Source organism: Rhodococcus sp. BP-332 (assembly GCF_019836065.1).
Taxonomy (GTDB): domain Bacteria; phylum Actinomycetota; class Actinomycetes; order Mycobacteriales; family Mycobacteriaceae; genus Rhodococcoides.
This window is the reverse complement of the sequence record NZ_JABUEC010000001.1, coordinates 987,506-1,006,437: the sequence shown is the minus strand read 5'-3', so window position 1 is coordinate 1,006,437 and position 18,932 is coordinate 987,506. Positions and strand designations below refer to the sequence as shown.

General features: G+C 69.7%; 16 protein-coding genes. 15 read left to right on the top strand and 1 reads right to left on the bottom strand.

All coding sequences use genetic code 11. The annotated features are described in order from the left end of the window. Positions 1-84: 84 nt before the first annotated feature. Genes HQ314_RS04655 through HQ314_RS04645 form a run of 3 tightly spaced genes read left to right on the top strand, consistent with a single transcriptional unit; the run spans position 85 to position 2,849 of the window. Positions 85-831, top strand: a complete 747-nt coding sequence (locus HQ314_RS04655) for a CoA transferase subunit A (RefSeq protein ID WP_037185784.1) — start codon at positions 85-87, stop codon at positions 829-831. Continuing rightward, positions 828-1,472: a CoA transferase subunit B gene (locus HQ314_RS04650; RefSeq protein WP_222630304.1), complete on the top strand. Its 645-nt coding sequence runs from the start codon at positions 828-830 to the stop codon at positions 1,470-1,472. Before HQ314_RS04655 ends, HQ314_RS04650 begins: the two co-directional genes overlap by 4 nt. 18 nt (positions 1,473-1,490) lie before the next feature. Next, positions 1,491-2,849 (top strand): amino acid permease, encoded by a 1,359-nt coding sequence (locus HQ314_RS04645; protein ID WP_222649361.1) that lies wholly within the window; start codon positions 1,491-1,493, stop codon positions 2,847-2,849. Here HQ314_RS04645 and fdhD read toward each other — a convergent pair. After that, positions 2,818-3,666: a formate dehydrogenase accessory sulfurtransferase FdhD gene (fdhD, locus tag HQ314_RS04640; RefSeq protein WP_027505660.1), complete on the bottom strand. Its 849-nt coding sequence runs from the start codon at positions 3,664-3,666 to the stop codon at positions 2,818-2,820. The two genes, HQ314_RS04645 and fdhD, sit on opposite strands and share 32 nt — an antisense overlap. Before the next feature lie 164 nt (positions 3,667-3,830). Between fdhD and HQ314_RS04635 the strand changes: the two genes are divergently transcribed. From HQ314_RS04635 to rpmA, 12 genes are all read left to right on the top strand, one after another. Next, a complete protein-coding gene (locus HQ314_RS04635; RefSeq protein WP_156380558.1) occupies positions 3,831-4,820 on the top strand; it encodes an iron-siderophore ABC transporter substrate-binding protein in 990 nt (329 codons plus the stop codon). Positions 4,821-4,860: 40 nt separating this feature from the next. After that, a complete protein-coding gene (locus HQ314_RS04630; RefSeq protein ID WP_222649360.1) occupies positions 4,861-5,241 on the top strand; it encodes a dimethylamine monooxygenase subunit DmmA family protein in 381 nt (126 codons plus the stop codon). After that, positions 5,238-6,158, top strand: coding sequence for a PDR/VanB family oxidoreductase (locus HQ314_RS04625; RefSeq protein ID WP_222649359.1), 921 nt, complete (start codon positions 5,238-5,240; stop codon positions 6,156-6,158). The genes HQ314_RS04630 and HQ314_RS04625 overlap by 4 nt, the downstream gene beginning before the upstream one ends. Continuing rightward, on the top strand, positions 6,155-7,126 hold the full coding sequence (locus HQ314_RS04620) for a DUF3445 domain-containing protein (protein ID WP_222649358.1): 972 nt from the start codon (positions 6,155-6,157) through the stop codon (positions 7,124-7,126). The genes HQ314_RS04625 and HQ314_RS04620 overlap by 4 nt, the downstream gene beginning before the upstream one ends. Before the next feature lie 18 nt (positions 7,127-7,144). After that, positions 7,145-9,199, top strand: a complete 2,055-nt coding sequence (locus HQ314_RS04615; RefSeq protein ID WP_222649357.1) for an alpha/beta fold hydrolase — start codon at positions 7,145-7,147, stop codon at positions 9,197-9,199. Between the two features lie 9 nt (positions 9,200-9,208). Further along, positions 9,209-11,860, top strand: coding sequence for a valine--tRNA ligase (locus HQ314_RS04610; protein ID WP_222649356.1), 2,652 nt, complete (start codon positions 9,209-9,211; stop codon positions 11,858-11,860). Positions 11,861-11,889: 29 nt separating this feature from the next. Continuing rightward, positions 11,890-13,293 (top strand): folylpolyglutamate synthase/dihydrofolate synthase family protein, encoded by a 1,404-nt coding sequence (locus HQ314_RS04605; protein WP_374197810.1) that lies wholly within the window; start codon positions 11,890-11,892, stop codon positions 13,291-13,293. After that, positions 13,290-13,688 carry a DUF4233 domain-containing protein gene (locus tag HQ314_RS04600; RefSeq protein WP_027505665.1) on the top strand — a complete coding sequence of 133 codons (399 nt, stop codon included), beginning with the start codon at positions 13,290-13,292 and terminating at the stop codon, positions 13,686-13,688. Before HQ314_RS04605 ends, HQ314_RS04600 begins: the two co-directional genes overlap by 4 nt. A gap of 46 nt (positions 13,689-13,734) precedes the next feature. Beyond that, the gene (gene ndk, locus HQ314_RS04595) at positions 13,735-14,148 is read left to right on the top strand and encodes a nucleoside-diphosphate kinase (protein ID WP_056445877.1); all 414 of its coding nucleotides are present in this window, start codon (positions 13,735-13,737) and stop codon (positions 14,146-14,148) included. Between the two features lie 433 nt (positions 14,149-14,581). Then, positions 14,582-17,950 (top strand): translation initiation factor IF-2 N-terminal domain-containing protein, encoded by a 3,369-nt coding sequence (locus tag HQ314_RS04590; RefSeq protein ID WP_222649354.1) that lies wholly within the window; start codon positions 14,582-14,584, stop codon positions 17,948-17,950. A gap of 247 nt (positions 17,951-18,197) precedes the next feature. Beyond that, the gene (gene rplU, locus HQ314_RS04585) at positions 18,198-18,509 is read left to right on the top strand and encodes a 50S ribosomal protein L21 (RefSeq protein ID WP_027505669.1); all 312 of its coding nucleotides are present in this window, start codon (positions 18,198-18,200) and stop codon (positions 18,507-18,509) included. 104 nt (positions 18,510-18,613) lie between these two features. Further along, positions 18,614-18,877, top strand: coding sequence for a 50S ribosomal protein L27 (gene rpmA, locus HQ314_RS04580; protein ID WP_027505670.1), 264 nt, complete (start codon positions 18,614-18,616; stop codon positions 18,875-18,877). Positions 18,878-18,932: the final 55 nt, after the last annotated feature.

Below are 18,932 nucleotides of genomic sequence, written 5' to 3'. Positions count from 1 at the left end.
GATGCGCGTGTCTCATTGAAGCACAGTGTTCGCATCGCGGATTTCTGTTCACTTGTCGAACAGTGCGTTAGGGTCACGGTCATGATGAACAAGGTGGTGGCCTCGGCCGCCGAGGCGGTGGCCGACATCCCGAGCGGATCGTCGATCGCGGTGGGCGGATTCGGTCTGGTCGGTGTGCCGGAGCTTTTGATCGCTGCACTGCTCGATCAGGGTGCGACCGATCTCGAGACCATCAGCAACAACTGCGGGACCGACGGCTTCGGGTTGGGAATCCTGTTGGAGCAGGGCCGGATCCGCAGGACCGTCAGCTCGTACGTCGGGTCGAACAAGGAGTTCGCCCGCCAGTACCTCGGCGGTGAACTCGAAGTGGAGCTGACACCGCAGGGCACGCTCGCCGAGCGGCTGCGAGCGGGCGGCGCCGGAGTCCCGGCCTTCTTCACCCCCGCGGGGGTGGGGACCCAGGTCGCCGAGGGCGGGCTGCCACAGCGGTACGACGGCGCCGGCGGGGTCGCTCTCGCCTCGGCCCCGAAGGAGACGCGCGAGTTCGACGGTGTCACCCATGTCCTCGAGCGCGGGATCGCCGCCGACTTCGCACTGGTGCACGCCTGGAAGGGTGATCGGTACGGCAATCTCGTCTACCGGGCCAGCGCCCGCAACTTCAATCCACCGGCAGCGGAGTCGGGGCGCATCACCATCGCCCAGGTGGAGCATCTGGTCGAGCCGGGGGAGCTGACGCCCGAGGACGTGCACACGCCCGGAATCCACGTTCAGCGCGTCGTCGTCGTCGGGCCCGTGACGGTCGGGATCGAGCGCAGGACGGTGCGGTCATGACCCCGACTCCGCGCACACGGGACGAGATGGCGGCACGGGTGGCCGCCGAACTCGAGGACGGGCAGTACGTGAACCTGGGCATCGGTATGCCCACGTTGATCCCGGCCCACATTCCCCCCGACAGGACCGTGATCCTGCACTCGGAGAACGGAGTTCTGGGCGTGGGCCCGTACCCCACCGAGGACGAACTCGATCCCGAGCTGATCAATGCCGGCAAGGAGACCGTCACCGTGCTCCCGGGGGCCTCGTTCTTCGACTCGGCACAGTCCTTCGGCATGATCCGCGGCGGCGCCGTGGACGTCGCCGTCCTCGGCGCGATGCAGGTGGACAGCCGCGGTGATCTCGCCAACTGGATGATCCCCGGCCACATGGTCAAGGGGATGGGCGGCGCGATGGACCTGGTCCACGGAGCGCGACGCGTCATCGTGATGATGGAACACGTCTCCCGCAGCGGGGAGCCCAAGATCGTCGACAGGTGCACGCTCCCGCTCACCGGTCGCGGCTGCGTGCACCGCATCATCACCGATCTGGCGGTCCTCGACGTCACGGCGGACGGGCTCGAACTGATCGAGACCGCACCCGGCGTGGGGGTCGACGACGTCCTCGCGGCGACGGGCGCCGAGGTCCGCGTCCGGACGTAGCGTTACCGTTTCCTTCTCATGGTCGACTCACTCACCGACGGACTGAAGGTCCGCCACCTGACGATGATGGGCCTCGGCTCCGCGATCGGCGCCGGGCTGTTCCTGGGCACGGGCGCCGGCATCGCCGCCGCGGGACCCGCCGTCCTCCTGTCCTACGCCCTCGCCGGCTTCCTCGTGATCCTCGTCATGCGCATGCTCGGCGAGATGGCCGCCGCCTCGCCGTCGTCGGGATCGTTCTCGACCTACGCCGAGATGGCGTTCGGCCGCACCGCCGGCTTCGTCACCGGCTGGCTGTACTGGTTCACCCTCGTCATGGTCATGGGCGCCGAGATGACCGGCGCCGCAGCCTTCATGGGTGCATGGTTCGGCGTGGATCCGTGGATCCCCGCCCTCGTGGCCATGGTCGTCTTCGCCGCGATCAACCTCGCGAAGGTGTCGAACTTCGGCGAGTTCGAGTTCTGGTTCGCCGCCATCAAGGTCACCGTCATCATCGGGTTCCTCGTCGTCGGGACGTTGCTGGTGTTCGGCCTGCTCCCCGGTTCGGCCCCTGTCGGCGCCGCCAACTTCACCGGTCTCGGTGGGTTCGCGCCCAATGGCGTCTCGGGCATCGCCGCGGGGCTGCTGGTCGTGGCGTTCGCCTTCGGCGGCATCGAGATCGTGACCATCGCGGCGGCCGAGTCGAAGGACCCGGCCCTGTCGGTGGGGCGCGCGGTGCGCAGCGTCGTGTGGCGCATCAGCGTCTTCTACCTCGGGTCGATCCTGGTGATCACGTTGCTGCTGCCGTGGAACCGCCTCGACGAGGCGCAGTCGGCCGCGGAGAGCCCGTTCACGCTGGTGCTGCAGCAGGCGAACCTCTCCGGGGTGGTCGGCTTCATGGAGGCCGTCATCGTGCTGTCACTGCTCAGTGCCTTCAACGCGCAGATCTACGCGACCAGCCGGATGATGTACTCGCTGGCGTTGCGGGAAGGCCGGAGGGGGCCGTTGGCGCGGGTGGATGCGTCGGGGGTCCCGCGCGCCGCGCTGCTCGTCTCGGTGTTCTTCGGCTTCGTGGCCGTGCTGCTGAACTATCTCGACCTCGACGGTCTGCTGACGTTCCTGCTCAACGCCGTGGGCGCGTCCCTGTTGGCGATCTGGGCGATGACGGTGGCATCGCAGCTACGACTACGACGCCGTCTGGAGGCGGCAGGTCCACTGCCCGTTCGCATGTGGGCGTTCCCGTACCTCAGCTGGATGGCGCTCGCGCTCCTCGTGGGCCTGACCGTGCTCATGCTGACGGACGCGTCGTCCCGTCGTCAGGTACTCGCCACCCTCGCGGTGGTCGTGCTGTTGACCGTCGTCGGTCTGGTCACCGGGCGTCGTCGGGCGGCGGCTCGCTGATCACACGGTGGGCGTGGGTGTAGACGTTCATACCGTCTCCGCGGAGGAAGCCGACGACAGTCAGGCCGGACTCGTCGGCGAGGTCGACGGCGAGCGACGACGGCGCGGACACCGCGGCGAGGATCGGGATCCCGGCCATGACGGCCTTCTGCGCGAGCTCGAAGGATGCGCGTCCGCTGACCATGAGCACCGTTCCCGTGAGGGGAACCCGTCCCTCGAGAACCGCCCACCCGATCACCTTGTCCACGGCGTTGTGTCGGCCGACGTCCTCCCGCACCGCGAGAAGCGTGCCGTCCGTGTCGAAGAGCGCGGCCGCGTGCAGCCCGCCCGTGGACGCGAAGATGCGCTGGTGCTCGCGGAGGGTGTCCGGGAGCGTGGTCAGGACGGTCGTCGTGACTGTCGCGCCGTCGGCTCCGGGGGAGTGGCGGGTCTTGAGCCGCACCGCATCGAGTGACGCCTTGCCGCAGACGCCGCAGGACGACGTCGTGTAGAAGTTCCGTTCGACCCCGGGGTCGGGTGGTGGGACGTGCGCTGCCAGAGCGAGATCGAGCACGTTGTAGGTGTTGAGCCCCTCGTCGTCGACACCGTCGCAGTACCGTGCGGCCAGAATGTCGTCGCGGCCGCCGATGACGCCCTCGGTGGCGAGGAACCCGTGCGCGAGTTCGACGTCGTGTCCGGGCGTACGCATGGTGACGGCCAACGCCTTGCCGCCGACGCGTAACTCCAACGGTTCCTCGGCGACCACGGTGTCGGGCCGTGACGAGCGGTGCGGTCCGCGGATGCGGACGACCGGTCGGCGGACGGTGGCGCGGCCCATCAGTGGTGGCTCTCGTGCGACGTGCTCATCACTCCATAGTGGACCCGCGTCGGCCCGGCGCGCGGACGGACCCGTGTCCGAGGCGGCGGTGCATAAGTTAGCCTTGCCTACGCCAGGGGGGCTGGGTCCCCGCCGTCCATCGAAGGGACCACCTCACCATGGCCATGTCGGCCGGCGTCTCACGTCGTTCTTTCCTCCTCGGTGCCACCGGCGCGATCGTCGCGGTGGCCGCTGCGTGCAGCAGTTCGGACTCCGGCGGATCGCAGGACTCCGGCGCGACCGTGTCCACGAAGTACGGCGAGGTCAGCGTGCCGTCGGATCCGCAGCGCGTCGTCAGCGTCGGGTACAACGACCAGGACACCCTGCTCGCGCTGGGTGTCGTTCCGGTCGGAGTGTTCGACTGGTACGGCGACTACCCGTCCGCGACCTGGCCCTGGGCGCAGTCTGCGCTGGGGGGCGCCGCACCGGCGATCGTCGGGACCGCGTCCGAGGGCATCGACGTGGAGAAGGTGGCGTCGGCAGGCCCCGATCTCATCGTCGGTACCTATGCGGGTATCACGCAGTCGGAGTTCGACTCGCTGTCCCAGCTCGCCCCGACCGTCACCCAGCCGACCGGTTTCGTCGACTACGGCATTCCGTGGCGCGACCAGACCACACTGCTCGGCCAGGCGCTCGGTCGGGCCGATCAGGCGAGCACGCTGATCACCGATCTCGAGCGCGAGTTCGCCGACACGGCTGCCGCCAACCCGTCGTTCGCCGGCAAGACGGTGCTGCTCGGAGCGCTGCAGGGCCCCGGACAGTTCGGTGTCTACGGCGCGCAGGACCCGAAGGTGCGCTTCCTCAACGAACTGGGCTTCGTGAATCCGCCGGTCGTCGACCAGGTGGGCGAGCGCAACTTCGCCACCGTGAGCACCGAGCAGTTGTCTCTCGCCGATGTCGACGTGCTCGTCTGGTACGCCGGTGGCGGCTTCGGTGACAAGCTCCGTGCCGAGCTGGCGGCCACTCCCGTCTACCAGCAGCTGACCGCCGTCCAGGAGAATCGCGTGATCATTCTCGAGGACGAGGCCGCCGAGGCCATGGCGTGGAGCACCGTGCTCAGCCTGCCGTTCGCGTTGCAGGAGATCCCCGGCCGGCTGGCACCTCTCGTGCGCTGACAGGCCCGACGGTGGATCGGCCGGCGGTACTGTCGGCGGCGTGACCGTGCTGATCATCGGCGACGCCGACCGTCTGGACTCGGCCGGTGAGAGCCCGGGCCGATTCGCGGTGCGAGGTCCGGAGTCGGACGCGTGGTTCGACGCCGAGACGGACCGTGCGGTGGTCGGCTGGCGCTGTGTGCTGATCGGTTCCGCAGCCCATGTCGCGGTCTACCGCGAGCGAGCGCTGCGGGCGGGCGCAGAACCCGACGAGATCTCCGTCGTCGTCACGCAGGACGGCAGTGTCGACGTCTACTGCCCGGTGTGCGGAACGGTCGGACCGGCACCGCCCTGTGGGTCCTGCGGTGCGAATCTCGTGGTGACCGACCATGTCTCGAGCCGTCTCGCTGCTCGCCTCGGCGTTCCGGACGCCGCGTCGTGACACTGCGGGTGGTCCACTCGACCGCGGTCACTCCGGACGGTGCGGTGCGGCGCATCGACCTCGCGCCGCTGCGCTCGGGGGACGCGCTGCCGTCGTTCGTGCCCGGAAGCCACGTGGTGGTGCGCTGCGGCGACGACGCGTCCGCCCCGTACAACGCCTATTCCCTGATCGGGCCGCCGCACGCCCCGTCCCTCTACTCGTGCGCGGTACTCGCCGTCGGCGCCGGGTCGCGATGGCTGCAGAGCCGGCGCCCGGGTGACCTCGTCGAGGTCGACACTCCGCGCAGCACCTTCGCTCCGGTTCTCCGTGCGCGGAGGCACCTGCTGGTGGCCGGCGGGATCGGCATCACGCCGATCCTGTCCCTGGCGCGGTGGCTCGGGTCGACCGCCGAGGTGCACTACGTCCACCGGCCGGAACGCGGCGCGTTCGCCGAGGACGTGGCCACGTCGTGCGATGCGCGGATCAGCACCACCCGCGAGGACTTCACGAGCGGACTGGCGGACGCGCTCACCCGGCAGCCACTGGGAACTCACCTGTTCGTCTGCGGGCCACCCTCTCTCGTCGAAGCGACGCTGACTGCCGCGCGTGCGGTGGGCTGGCCGGAGAGCCGTCTGCACACCGAGGCGTTCATCCGCCCCGATACTCCTCGCCGGTCGTTCGTGCTCGAACTCGCGCGCAGCGGTCGCACCCTGCCGGTGTCGGCCGACGAGTCGGTGCTGGACGTCCTCGACACTGCCGCCGTGTCCGTCGACCGGCAGTGTCGTCACGGTGTCTGCGGTCGGTGTCGGACGCCCGTGCTCGCGGGCGCCGTCGATCATCGCGACCTGTTCCTGTCCGACGACGAACGCACACGGTCGGATTCGATGATGGTCTGCGTGTCCCGCGCCGCGGGGGACCGTCTGGTGGTGGACCTGTGACCGACCTACGGGCCTTCCCGTTCCCCTTCGACGGTGACACGTACCGGTACAGCACGAATCTCGAACCGGCGCGCACGGCTCATCGGACCGCCGCGGGCGGCTGGGGTGAGCACGTCGTCGAACCGGGCACCGACTATCGGGGCGCGCTGGCCGAACGCGCCCGCATCCTCGCACGGGACCCCCGGCGAGCGGTGTCGTTGCCGCACATGGCGCCGGCCGGGTGGGACGCGCTCGAGACGGTGCTGACCGAACTGCACCGCAGCATGCCCGACGAGACGACGCTCGATCTCGACGACGGGCGTGTCCGTTTCTCGAATAGATTGTCCGGCACCAGCATCGACGTCGCCAGAGGTGACCCGAGCGTCGACCCACTGCTGCTGGCGGCGGGGGAGACCCCGGACGATCTCGTCCTGCTCGACACCCGCGGGGGCGAGCTGTTCGCCGACGCGGGCGTGGTGACGTTCGCGTCGGGGTGGTCCGTGAACTTCGCTCTGGGTGCGAGCTTCGAGGACATCCACGGTCCCGTCCCGCGTGTGCGGGAGGAAGGGGTCGTGGCGCGGGCGCGCGCGTTCCTCCTCGGGCTGGGTGCGGGAGCGATCGTGCGGCGCACCAACTGGTCGCTCGGGGTCGATCATCGGCTCGACGCCTCTCTGGAGACGCGCGGGGAGTGGGCACCCGCGCGACGGCACCTCGAGACCGCGTCCGTCGACGAGGTCGGCCGGCGCCTCTGCCTGCGGGTCGAGGTGCAGCACCTGACGCGCCTCGCTCCGTCCGGTGCGATCCTCTTCCTCATCCGCACCCATCAGGCCTCGCTCGACGAACTCGCGGCGGTGCCCGGCTGGGCGGAGCGCGTCGTCGCGGTCACCGCGGAGCTGCCGCGTGACATGGCCGACTACAAGGGGCTGACCGCGCTGCGACCGGCGATCGACCGCTGGTGGCGGAGCAGACGTCGCGCGGTGCTCGGGTGATCGCCTAGGTTCGGGGGCATGACCGACGCGAGCGCTTTCCGGACTCCCGACGCCTACCTCGACCTTCCCCGCATCGCGGGCCTCGCACTGTCCGTCGACGGAGCGTCGCTCGTCACCACGATGTCCGAGCTGAATGCCGCACGGACGAAGTACGTCTCGAGTCTGTGGTCCATCGCGACGGACGGCACGTCGGCGCCGCGCCGGCTCACCCGGTCCGCCACCGGTGACTCCGCACCGACCTTCGCCGCGAACGGCGACCTGCTCTTCGTGCGAGCGGAGTCCGGTGACGACGACGCACCGTCCGCGGTGTGGGCGCTGTCCGCGCGGGGCGGAGAGGCCCGCAGAGTCGCGCACCGCGGCGGAGGGGTCGGGGGAGTCGTGGCCGCGTCCGACGCGCCGGTGTTCGCTGTCTCCGGTGAGGTTCTGGGCGACGTCGACCGTGACGAGACGCTGCGCGCGCTGCGGAAGGACAAGGCCGTCTCCGCGATCCTGCACAGCGGATATCCGATGCGGCACTGGGACAGCGACCTCGGTCCGGCGTCCACGCACGTCTTCGTGGGGAACCTCGGCGACACCGAGGACACCGATGTCGCACTGCGGACGGTGACGCCGCGACCCGGCGGTTCGGCGGGCGGCGGCGCGTACCGCGACACCTCCGTCGCGGTGGCTCCCGACGGCTCGTGGCTGGTGGCCACACGCAGGGTCGCGGGAGCCGATGCCACCACACGGCACGTGCTCGTCCGGATCGACACCTCGGACGGTGCCGACGCCGTGCTGGTCGACGACCCGGTGGCCGACGTAGGTGCCCCTGCCGTCTCGCCGGACGGAACGCGCGTCGCCTATGTGCGCGAGACGCATCCGGAGCCGGATGCGGCGCCGCGGACCACGCTGCACGTCCTCGACCTGACGACCGGGCTGCCGGAGCAGTGGGCGGCCGGGTGGGACCGGTGGCCGTCGTCGCCGGTGTGGTCCGCCGACGGGCGCAGCATCCTGGTGACGGCGGACGACGACGGCCGGGCACCGATCTTCGTCGTGACGCGCGACGCGGCCCGCCGCCTGACGCAGGACGACCACGCCTACACCGACCTGCGCCCGGCTCCGGACGGTGATGTCGTCCACGCGCTGCGCTCGTCGTATCTCGTTCCGCCGCATCCGGTCCGGATCACGCTCGTCGACGGTGCGGTGACCGAGCTGCGATCACCGGCCGCCACGCCGACACTGCCGGGCACCCTCGAGGACGTCGAGACCACCGCCGAGGACGGCGTGCGGGTGCGCGCCTGGTTGGCTCTGCCCACGGGCACGTCCGCCGACTGGCCCGCGCCGCTGGTGCTGTGGGCGCACGGCGGACCGCTCGGATCGTGGAACGCCTGGTCGTGGCGCTGGAATCCGTGGATGCTGGTGGCACAGGGATTCGCCGTCCTGCTCCCCGATCCGGCACTGTCCACCGGGTACGGACAGGCGTTCGTGCAGCGCGGCTGGGGCCGATGGGGGACGGAGCCCTACACGGACCTGATGGCCGTCACCGACGCCGTCGAGCAACGCGAGGACATCGACTCCACGCGCACGGCGATGATGGGCGGCTCGTTCGGCGGCTACATGGCCAACTGGGTCGCAGGTCACACCGACCGCTTCCGGGCGATCGTCTCGCACGCCGGTCTGTGGGCGCTGGACCAGTTCGGTCCCACCACCGACGAGGCGTCGTACTGGGCGCACGAGATGACGCCGGAGATGGCGTTCGAGAACTCACCGCACCTGGCCGTCGCGGACATCGTCACCCCGATGCTGGTGATCCACGGCGACAAGGACTATCGCGTGCCCGTGGGCGAAGCGCTGCGGTTGTGGTGGGAGCTGTTGTCCGAGTCCGGTTCTCCCGCCGACGAGAACGGGGAGACCGTGCACCGGTTCCTGTACTTCCCCGACGAGAACCACTGGATCCTCTCGCCGCAGCACACCGCTGTCTGGTACGGCGCCGTGCACGCCTTCCTGGCCGAGCACGTACTCGGACAATCCACTCCGATGCCCGAGATCCTCGCGGCGCGACCGGGCCGGACCGTCGATCCCGACGCGCACTAGAATCACCCGGTGACCAGATCGACGACAGCGCCCGACGAGAACCCTGCCGACCGCCTGCCCAAGGCCTGGAATCCCGGTGACGTGGAAGCAGGCCTCTACCAGGGATGGGTCGACTCCGGGTACTTCGTCGCCGATCCGGACAGCGCGAAGCCGGGGTACTCGATCGTGCTCCCGCCGCCCAACGTCACCGGCAGCCTGCACATGGGCCATGCCCTCGATCACACACTGATGGACGTCCTGTCCCGCCGCAAGAGGATGCAGGGCTACGAGGTGCTGTGGCTTCCCGGCATGGACCACGCGGGCATCGCCACGCAGTCGCTCGTGGAGAAGCAACTCGTCGCCGAGGGAACGTCCAAGGACGAACTGGGTCGGGACGCCTTCATCGAGAAGGTGTGGGAGTGGAAGCGTGAGTCCGGCGGCACCATCGGCGAGCAGATGCGCCGGATCGGTGACGGCGTCGACTGGAGCCGCGAGCGGTTCACGATGGACGAGGGCCTCTCGCGTGCCGTCCAGACCATGTTCAAGCTGCTCCACGATCGTGGCCTGATCTACCGCGCCGAGCGCCTCGTCAACTGGTCGCCGGTGCTGAAGACGGCGATCTCCGACATCGAGGTCAAGTACGAGGACGTCGAGGGCGAACTGGTCTCGCTGCGCTACGGATCGTTGAACGACGACGAACCGCACGTGGTGGTCGCCACCACTCGTGTCGAGACGATGCTCGGCGACACCGCCGTCGCCGTTCACCCCGACGACGAGCGCTACCGGGACCTGGTGGGAACGACGCTTCCGCACCCGTTCCTCGACCGCGAGATCCCGGTCGTCGCCGACGACTACGTCGACCCCGAGTTCGGCACCGGCGCCGTGAAGATCACGCCGGCACACGACCCCAACGACTTCGAGATGGGTCTCCGGCACAGCTTGCCGATGCCGTCGATCATGGACACGTCGGGCCGGATCGCCGACACCGGAACGCAGTTCGACGGTATGGACCGCTTCGAGGCTCGTGTCGCCGTGCGCGAGGCACTCGCGGAGCAGGGCCGCGTCGTCGCCGAGAAGCGTCCGTACGTCCACAGTGTCGGCCACTCCGAGCGCAGCGGCGAGCCCATCGAGCCGCGACTCTCCCTCCAGTGGTGGGTGAACGTCTCCTCGTTGGCGGCCTCCGCCGGCGACGCCGTGCGCGACGGGCGCACCGTGGTGCACCCGAAGAGTCAGGAACCGCGGTGGTTCGCGTGGGTCGACGACATGCACGACTGGTGCATCTCGCGCCAGCTGTGGTGGGGGCACCGCATCCCCATCTGGTACGGACCCGACGGTGAGACGGTCTGCCCGGGCCCCGACGAGACGCCGCCCGAGGGCTGGGTGCAGGACCCGGACGTGTTGGACACGTGGTTCTCGTCCGGCCTGTGGCCCTTCTCGACGATGGGCTGGCCCGACCGCACTCCCGACCTCGAGAAGTTCTATCCCACCAGCGTTCTCGTCACGGGTTACGACATCCTGTTCTTCTGGGTCGCCCGCATGATGATGTTCGGCACCACCGTCGGCGACGAGCTGCCCGGTCCGGTGCCGTTCCGCGACGTGTTCCTGCACGGGCTGGTGCGTGACGAGTTCGGCCGCAAGATGTCTAAGTCGAAGGGCAACGGCATCGACCCTCTCGACTGGGTCGACCGATTCGGTGCGGATGCACTGCGTTTCACGCTGGCGCGCGGCGCCCATCCCGGCGGTGACCTCTCCGTCGGCGAGGACAACGCGCAGAGTTCGCGCAACTTCGCCACCAAGCTGTTCAACGCCACCAAGTTCGCGTTGATGAACGGCGCTGTGGTGCAGGATCTCCCGGCCCGCGAGACGCTCACGGACGCCGACCGCTGGATCCTCGACCGGCTGGCGACGGTACGCGCCGAGGTGGACGACGCGCTGGACCGCTACGAGTTCGGCAAGGCGTGCGAGGCGCTGTACCACTTCGCCTGGGACGAGGTCTGCGACTGGTACCTCGAACTGGCCAAGGTGCAGTTCTCGTCGGAGAGCGCGGCGGAACCCACTCGTATCGTCCTCGGTGTCGTGCTCGACTCCATTCTCCGCCTGCTGCATCCGGTCGTCCCGTTCGTCACCGAGACGCTCTGGAAGGCGCTCACGGGCGGCGAGAGCATCGTGGTCGCACCGTGGCCGAAGGAGACCGGGGTCGGAGCCGATCCCGTCGCGTTGCAACGCGTGTCCGACATGCAGAAGCTCATCACCGAGGTGCGCCGCTTCCGCAGCGACCAGGGCGTGAAGCCGAAGCAGAAGGTCCCGGCGCGGCTGCTCGGGGTCGAGGAGGCGGACCTCACGGCACAGATCCCCGCGACCCGTGCGCTCGCCTTCCTGACGGAGCCGGAGGAGGACTTCGCCGAGACGGCGTCCATCGAGGTTCGACTCTCGCTCGGTACCGTCGTCGTCTCCGTCGACACGTCCGGCACCGTCGACGTGGCGGCCGAGCGCAAGCGCGCCGAGAAGGATCTCGCGGCCGCGGAGAAGGAACTCGCCGCCACCACGGCCAAGCTGGGCAACGAGGCCTTCATCGGCAAGGCCCCCGAGGCGGTCGTGGACAAGATCCGCGCACGGCAGCAGATCGCCCGCGAGGACGTCGAGCGCATCACCGCACGTCTGCGTGAGATGGGGCCGGCGTGAGCTATCCGGGAAACTCCGGGCCGGAGGGGGTGACGGGACCCTCCCTGGTCGATCTCGCCGAGTTCACGCTGGTGGAGTCCGAACTGGACCAGCGCTGGGGCGAGACGACCATCGAGCCGTCGCTCACGCGCATCAGTGCGCTGATGGACCTGCTCGGGTCCCCGCAGGCGAGCTACCCGTCCATCCACGTCGCGGGCACCAACGGCAAGACGTCGGTCACCCGGATGATCGAGTCGCTGCTGCGGGCGTTCCACCGGCGCACCGGTCGCACCACCAGCCCCCACCTGCAGTTGGCCACCGAGCGGATCGCGGTCGACGGGGTGCCGCTGACCCCTCGCCAGTACGTCGACACGTACCGCGACATCCTGCCGTACGTCGAGATGATCGACGCGCAGTCGGAGGCCGCGGGCGGGCCCAGAATGAGCAAGTTCGAGGTGGTGACCGCGATGGCGTTCGCGGCGTTCGCGGAGGCCCCGGTCGACGTCGCCGTCGTCGAGGTGGGTCTCGGCGGGCGGTGGGACGCCACCAACGTGGTGGACGCGCAGGTCTCCGTCATCACCCCGATCGGTATCGACCACATCGAGTACCTCGGTACCGATCTGGCCGGTATCGCCGAGGAGAAGGCCGGCATCATCAAGAAGGCCCCCGAACGGCTCGATCCGGTCGACACGGTGGCGGTTCTCGACGAGCAGCAACCCGAGGTCACCGACGTCCTGTTGCGGCGTGCCGTGGAGATGGACGCGGCGGTGGCCCGCGCCGGGTCCGAGTTCGTGGTCCTGGCCCGTCGCGTCGCGGTCGGCGGTCAGCAGCTCGAGCTCCGCGGCCTCGGCGGCGTGTACGACGACATCTTCCTTCCGCTCCACGGTGAACACCAGGCGCGCAACGCCTCGCTGGCACTCGCGGCGGTCGAGGCGTTCTTCGGCGCGGGTGCCGACCACGGACTCGACGTCGAGACGGTGCGCGAGGGTTTCGCCTCGGTGGTGAACCCGGGCCGACTCGAGCGGGTGCGCAACGCACCGACGGTCTTCGTCGACGCCGCGCACAACCCGCACGGCGCCGCCGCACTCGCCGCGACGCTCACGGCCGAGTTCGACTTCCGCAAGCTCGTCGGCGTCGTGTCCGTGATGAAGGACAAGGACGTCGACGGCATCCTGCAGGCACTCGAACCCGTGCTCGACGAGATCGTCGTGACCCACAACGGCTCCCCACGCGGGCTCGACGTCGAGGCACTCGCCGACGCCGCCGTGGCCAAGTTCGGCGACGAGCGTGTCGTCGTCGCGGAGACGCTCCCGGACGCACTCGAGATCGCGATCGGCATCGCGGAGGACGTCGCGGACGAGGGCGAGGCCGTCTCCGGTGCCGGCGTCGTCGTCACGGGATCCGTGGTGACCGCCGGTGCGGCACGCACTCTCTTCGGGAAGGACCCGGTATGACAGTCCCCGAGGCGGGCCAGGTCCCGCCGCCCGCACGCGATCCGTGGAAGGGGTTCCGCGGCGTCTGCGCCGGCACCCTCGTCCTCGAGGCGATCGTCGTCTTCCTGTCGCTCCCGGTCGTCGCGACCGTCGGCGGTGGACTCACGTGGATCAGTGGGACGTACATCATCGCGCTGGGCGTGGTCATGTTGCTCGGTGCAGGACTGCAGGGTCGGTCGTGGGCTCTGTCCTTCGATCTCGCGTTGCAGGTCCTGGTGATCCTCGGCTTCTTCGCGCACCCGTCGATCGCCGTCGTGGGCGTGCTGTTCCTCGCCGTGTGGGTGTACCTGCTGTATCTGCGCCGCGATCTCCGCAAGCGCATCGCCGAGGGCCGGTTGCCGAGCCAGCGAGAATGACGCCGGTGCTCCGGGGCCGATCGAGGGTCCTCTAGGCTCAGCGCTCGTGACCGAACGCACTCTCGTACTGATCAAGCCGGACGGCGTCGAACGTCGCTACGTCGGCGACATCCTCGGCCGTATCGAGCGCAAGGGGCTCGACCTCGTCGCCCTGAAGCTCCTGACGGTGGACCGCGAGGTGGCGGAGAAGCACTACGCCGAGCACGCCGAGCGGCCGTTCTTCCCCGACCTCATCGAGTTCATCACCTCGGGACCGCTCGTCGCGGCGGTGCTCGAAGGTCCTCGTTCCATCGAGGCCTTCCGTCAGATCGCCGGTGGCACCGACCCCGTGGCCAAGGCGACGCCCGGCACCATCCGCGCCGACCTCGCGCTGGACGGACAGAAGAATCTGGTCCACGGCTCCGACTCGCCCGAGTCCGCTGCTCGTGAGATCGCGCTCTGGTTCCCCGAGCTCGGCTGACGCTCCACCTCGAGTCCCACCCCCGACCGCCGGGCCGCACCGCGAACCCCGCAGTGGCACGCGGCGGTCGGGGAGTGTGGGATACTGGCCTAGGTCGCGGCGCGCACCACGCGAACGTGACCGGATGACAATCACGGACCGAAGCCCGTCATCGCGAACACGCGCAGGCATCGATGCGAGTCTCCTTCTCGCACCGCCGACGCGTCCCGCTGAAGATCAGGTGCTCGGATCGGCCATCCGCCCAGGCAGTGCGGTGACAGTCGCCGACCGTTCCGGTCGACGACCTGACGCAGTGCGAACCCGCTTTTTCGTCGGATCGTCCGATCCCGCGAACGAACCATGACTCCCGCGTGGCCGCGTGCCATTCGACGGACGACGCCCGATCGGGCACCTCGACCGTGGATGTTCGCGCCCGGGAGCCCGAGGAGAACACGTGGCCGACACCGTGCCGCCCCAGGAGCCGCTCGATCAGGGCGCCCCCACCTTCCCCGAGCGCATCCGCGTTCACGCGCTCGCCAAGCTGCTGGGAGTGACCAGCAAGCAGGTCGTCGCCCAGCTGGCCGAGATGGGCGTCGACGTCCGCAGCGTCCAGTCCAGCGTCGTTCGTGACGACGCGCAGACCGTCGCCTCCGCACTGGGTGCTCCGGCGCTCGACGCCGCCGACGTGGCAGATCTGCCCGCTGCCGAGAGCACACCTCCCGCCGCCGAGGAGACCAGCTCGGCGTCCACGGCCGACGAGAGTCCGGCCTCTCCCACCGAGCCGGACCTCTTCACGAACATCGAGACGGCCGAGGCGACGGCCCCGTCGTCCGCCGACCCCGCCACCGCGCCGCTGTTCCTGCAGCCCGAGGTCACCGAGGCGCCGAAGGCTCCCCGGACGCGGGCACGTCGCGCTCGATCCGCGCCGAAGAAGGCGGAGGTCGACGAGACCACGACAGCGGACGCACCCGAGGCCGACGGCACTGCCGACGTGTCCACCCCTGTCGTCGAGACGGCGACCGAGTCCGACACCTCCTCGTCCGATGCCTCCGCGTCCGACGAGGGCACCGACGACGACGCGAACGAGCAGGACGGATCGTCCGGTCCTCGCCGCCGCCGCCGTGGCCGTCGTGGCCGTGGTCGCGGACGCGGTGACAACCAGAACGACGACAACCAGAACGACGATCAGAGCGACGACGACGAGTCGGACGAGTCCGCCGCGGATCGCTCCGATGCGCCTGCCGCCGAGGACGCGACGGCGGAACCGGTGACCACGGACACGGACGACGCCGCGGAGGGCGACGACGCCCCGAAGCGCTCCTCGAGCCGCCGCTCGCGCAGCCGTCGTGGGTCGCGGGCGGACACGTCCGCCGACTCGGACGCGCCCGAGACCACCGATTCGACCGACGCGTCGAGCACGAGCGACACCACTGCCGGCGAGACGGAACCGTCCGCGGAGGACACCGACGGTGCCTCCGGGGAGAACGACGGCGCCTCCGGGGACAACGACGACGACTCGACCGGGGACAGCGCGAGCCGTCGCCGGCGCCGCCGTCGTCGCCGCAAGAGCGGTGGCGAGAGCGCGGACGCCGAGACCACGACCGACGACGATCCGCCCAACACGGTGGTGCACGAACGCGAGCCACGTCAGCGAGCGGCCAAGTCCAAGGACGAGGTCCAGGGCATCACCGGGTCGACCCGGCTCGAGGCGAAGCGTCAGCGTCGCCGCGACGGTCGTGACGCCGGCCGTCGCCGTCCGCCGATCCTGACCGAGTCCGAGTTCCTCGCGCGCCGCGAGTCGGTGGACCGGACGATGGTCGTGCGCGAGAAGTCGCTGGCCGGGCACCCGGACCTGACCCAGGTCGCGGTGCTCGAGGACGGCGTTCTCGTCGAACACTTCGTCACCAGCACGGCCTCGGGCTCCATCGTGGGCAACGTCTACCTCGGCCGCGTGCAGAACGTGCTGCCCAGCATGGAAGCCGCGTTCATCGACATCGGCAAGGGCCGCAACGGTGTGCTGTACGCCGGCGAGGTCGACTGGGACGCCGCCGGTCTGGGCGGCAACAGCCGCAAGATCGAGCAGGCGCTCAGGCCCGGTGACCAGGTGCTCGTGCAGGTCAGCAAGGATCCCGTCGGGCACAAGGGCGCCCGGTTGACCACGCAGATCTCGCTCGCCGGCCGCTTCCTGGTCTACGTGCCCGGTGGCTCGTCCACCGGCATCAGCCGCAAGCTGCCCGACAACGAGCGCAAGCGTCTCAAGGACATCCTGCGCGACATCGTCCCGTCCGAGGCCGGGGTCATCATCCGGACCGCGTCGGAGGGCGTCAGCGCCGAGGAGCTCGAGCGCGACGTCACCCGTCTGCAGGCGCAGTGGGCCACCGTCTCGGAGCGTTCGACGGGTGCCGAGGCCTCCAAGTCGTCGGCTCCGGTCACGCTGTACGAGGAGCCCGACCTCCTGGTCAAGGTGGTCCGCGATCTCTTCAACGAGGACTTCTCCAAGCTGGTCATCGAGGGCGACCGTGCCTGGTCGACGGTGCAGAACTACATCGAGACCGTCGCCCCCGACATGCTGCCCCGCGTCGAGCGGTACACCTCGGCGTCCAAGGACGTCGATGTCTTCGGTGCCTTCCGCATCGACGAGCAGCTGGCCAAGGCGCTCGACCGCAAGGTGTGGTTGCCGTCCGGCGGCACGCTGGTGATCGACCGCACCGAGGCCATGACCGTGGTCGACGTCAACACCGGCAAGTTCACCGGTGAGGGCGGCAACCTCGAGGAGACCGTCACCCGGAACAACCTCGAGGCGGCCGAGGAGGTCGTGCGGCAGATGCGCTTGCGCGACATCGGCGGCATGATCGTCGTCGACTTCATCGACATGGTGCTCGAGTCCAACCGCGACCTGGTGCTCCGTCGCCTGACCGAGGCCCTGGGCCGCGATCGCACACGGCACCAGGTGTCCGAGGTGACGTCGCTCGGACTGGTCCAGATGACGCGCAAGCGCATGGGTACCGGTCTCATCGAGGCGTTCTCCACGACGTGCGAGCACTGCCACGGGCGTGGGCTGATCATGCATCAGTTCCCCGTCGAGCCGGCCAAGGACGAGGGTGGGCGCTCCCACTCCCGCTCCGATCGGTCGCGGTCCGACAACTCCCGTTCGGACACCACCTCCCGCTCCGACAGCCAGGCCTCCGAGGGCGGCTCGCGTCGCAAGCGCGGCGGCCGGGACCGTTCGGAGAATCGAGTCGACGAGACGACGACGGCCGAGACCACCGAGTCCGAGTCGGGAAGCGACACGGCTGTGCGTCGTGCTCATCCCGTCGCTCTGGCCATGGCGGCGCACCTGCATCCGGACGATGTCGCCGAGGTGGCGGACACCGTGTCGGATCCGATCGAGGACGCGACGGCCGCCGTGGCAGCGGTGCGCGACGCCGCCGGCCGCAACGGCCGATCGGACTCGGCCGCCGAGGTGACCGAGACGTCGGACACGCCGTCGACACCCGATTCCGCCACACCCGAACCCGCAGCGCCGGAGCCTGTCGCTCCCGAACCCACCGCCGCGACGCGTCCGCGCCGCAGTCGTCGGGTGTCCCGAGCGGCGTCCGCGCCGGCCGGGGACTCCGCCGGCACGGTCATCGTGGTGCCCTCGGCACCCGAGACGTCCACGGCAGCACCGACTTCCGACAGCGGCGACGAGGGCGGCGCTGCCGAACCCGTTGCAGTGACCGTCGGGGGCGGCGCCTCCGTGGAGCCCGTCGCACCGGTCCGGCGTCCGCGCCGTCGGGCAGCGGGTCGGCCGGCCGGACCGCCGGTGGACGACGAGGCCTGAGCTGCGGCCGAGCACCGGGCCCGGCGGTTTGACCGGGCCACGGGCTCTACCGTAATCTTGGACAGTCGCTGCCGGCGACGTGGCTCCGTCCTGTCCTCCGCGAGGTGAGCGGGCGCAGCCACCCGGACTTCGGTTCGCCGGCGCAGGAGTGTGACCAGCAGGGGCTGCGGAACCGCAGCCACGAGACCAGTCACGTCCCCGACCAGGGACGTGAGAACGCATCAAAGAAGCAAGGGGTAGCCCTCCGATGGCAACGTACGCGATCGTCAAGACCGGCGGAAAGCAGTACAAGGTCGCTGTAGGTGACCTCGTCAAGGTCGAGAAGATCGAGGGAGCGCCCGGAACGGCTGTCTCGCTTGCTCCTGTTCTCGTCGTCGACGGGTCCGAGCTGACCACCGGGGCCGACAAGCTGGCCGGCATCACCGTCACCGGTGAGGTCGTCGAGCACACCAAGGGCCCGAAGATCCGCATCCACAAGTTCAAGAACAAGACCGGGTACCACAAGCGTCAGGGACACCGGCAGAAGCTGACCGTCCTGAAGGTCACCGGCATCAAGTAAGTCCTGATACCGGTCTCCATCCGGCGTCTCTGCGTCACCACGGCTCGTTCCACCAGGGCTCGTCCATCACGGCACCGGCTCCACCAACCCCGGGAGGGTTTCTCATGGCACACAAGAAGGGCGCGTCCAGCTCACGCAACGGTCGCGATTCCAATGCTCAGCGTCTCGGCGTCAAGCGCTTCGGCGGACAGTCGGTCAGCGCGGGCGAGATCCTCGTCCGTCAGCGCGGCACCCACTTCCACCCGGGTGTGAACGTCGGCCGTGGCGGCGACGACACGCTCTTCGCCCTCTCGGCGGGTGCAGTTCTCTTCGGCACCAAGCGTGGCCGCAAGACCGTCAACATCGTCCCGGCCGCCGCGGAGGCCTGATTCTCCTGCGGCGCCCGCGAGGTCCGGCTTCGGCCGTTCGCGCGACGTCAGTGCA

Bases quoted from the DNA above. Each gene is read 5' to 3' on its own strand.
- HQ314_RS04655 (WP_037185784.1), top strand. From the start codon at position 85: ATGAACAAGGTGGTGGCCTCGGCCGCCGAGGCGGTGGCCGACATCCCG.
- HQ314_RS04650 (WP_222630304.1), top strand. From the start codon at position 828: ATGACCCCGACTCCGCGCACACGGGACGAGATGGCGGCACGGGTGGCC.
- HQ314_RS04645 (WP_222649361.1), top strand. From the start codon at position 1,491: ATGGTCGACTCACTCACCGACGGACTGAAGGTCCGCCACCTGACGATG.
- fdhD (WP_027505660.1), bottom strand. From the start codon at position 3,666: ATGGGCCGCGCCACCGTCCGCCGACCGGTCGTCCGCATCCGCGGACCG.
- HQ314_RS04635 (WP_156380558.1), top strand. From the start codon at position 3,831: ATGTCGGCCGGCGTCTCACGTCGTTCTTTCCTCCTCGGTGCCACCGGC.
- HQ314_RS04615 (WP_222649357.1), top strand. From the start codon at position 7,145: ATGACCGACGCGAGCGCTTTCCGGACTCCCGACGCCTACCTCGACCTT.
- HQ314_RS04600 (WP_027505665.1), top strand. From the start codon at position 13,290: ATGACAGTCCCCGAGGCGGGCCAGGTCCCGCCGCCCGCACGCGATCCG.
- rplU (WP_027505669.1), top strand. From the start codon at position 18,198: ATGGCAACGTACGCGATCGTCAAGACCGGCGGAAAGCAGTACAAGGTC.
- rpmA (WP_027505670.1), top strand. From the start codon at position 18,614: ATGGCACACAAGAAGGGCGCGTCCAGCTCACGCAACGGTCGCGATTCC.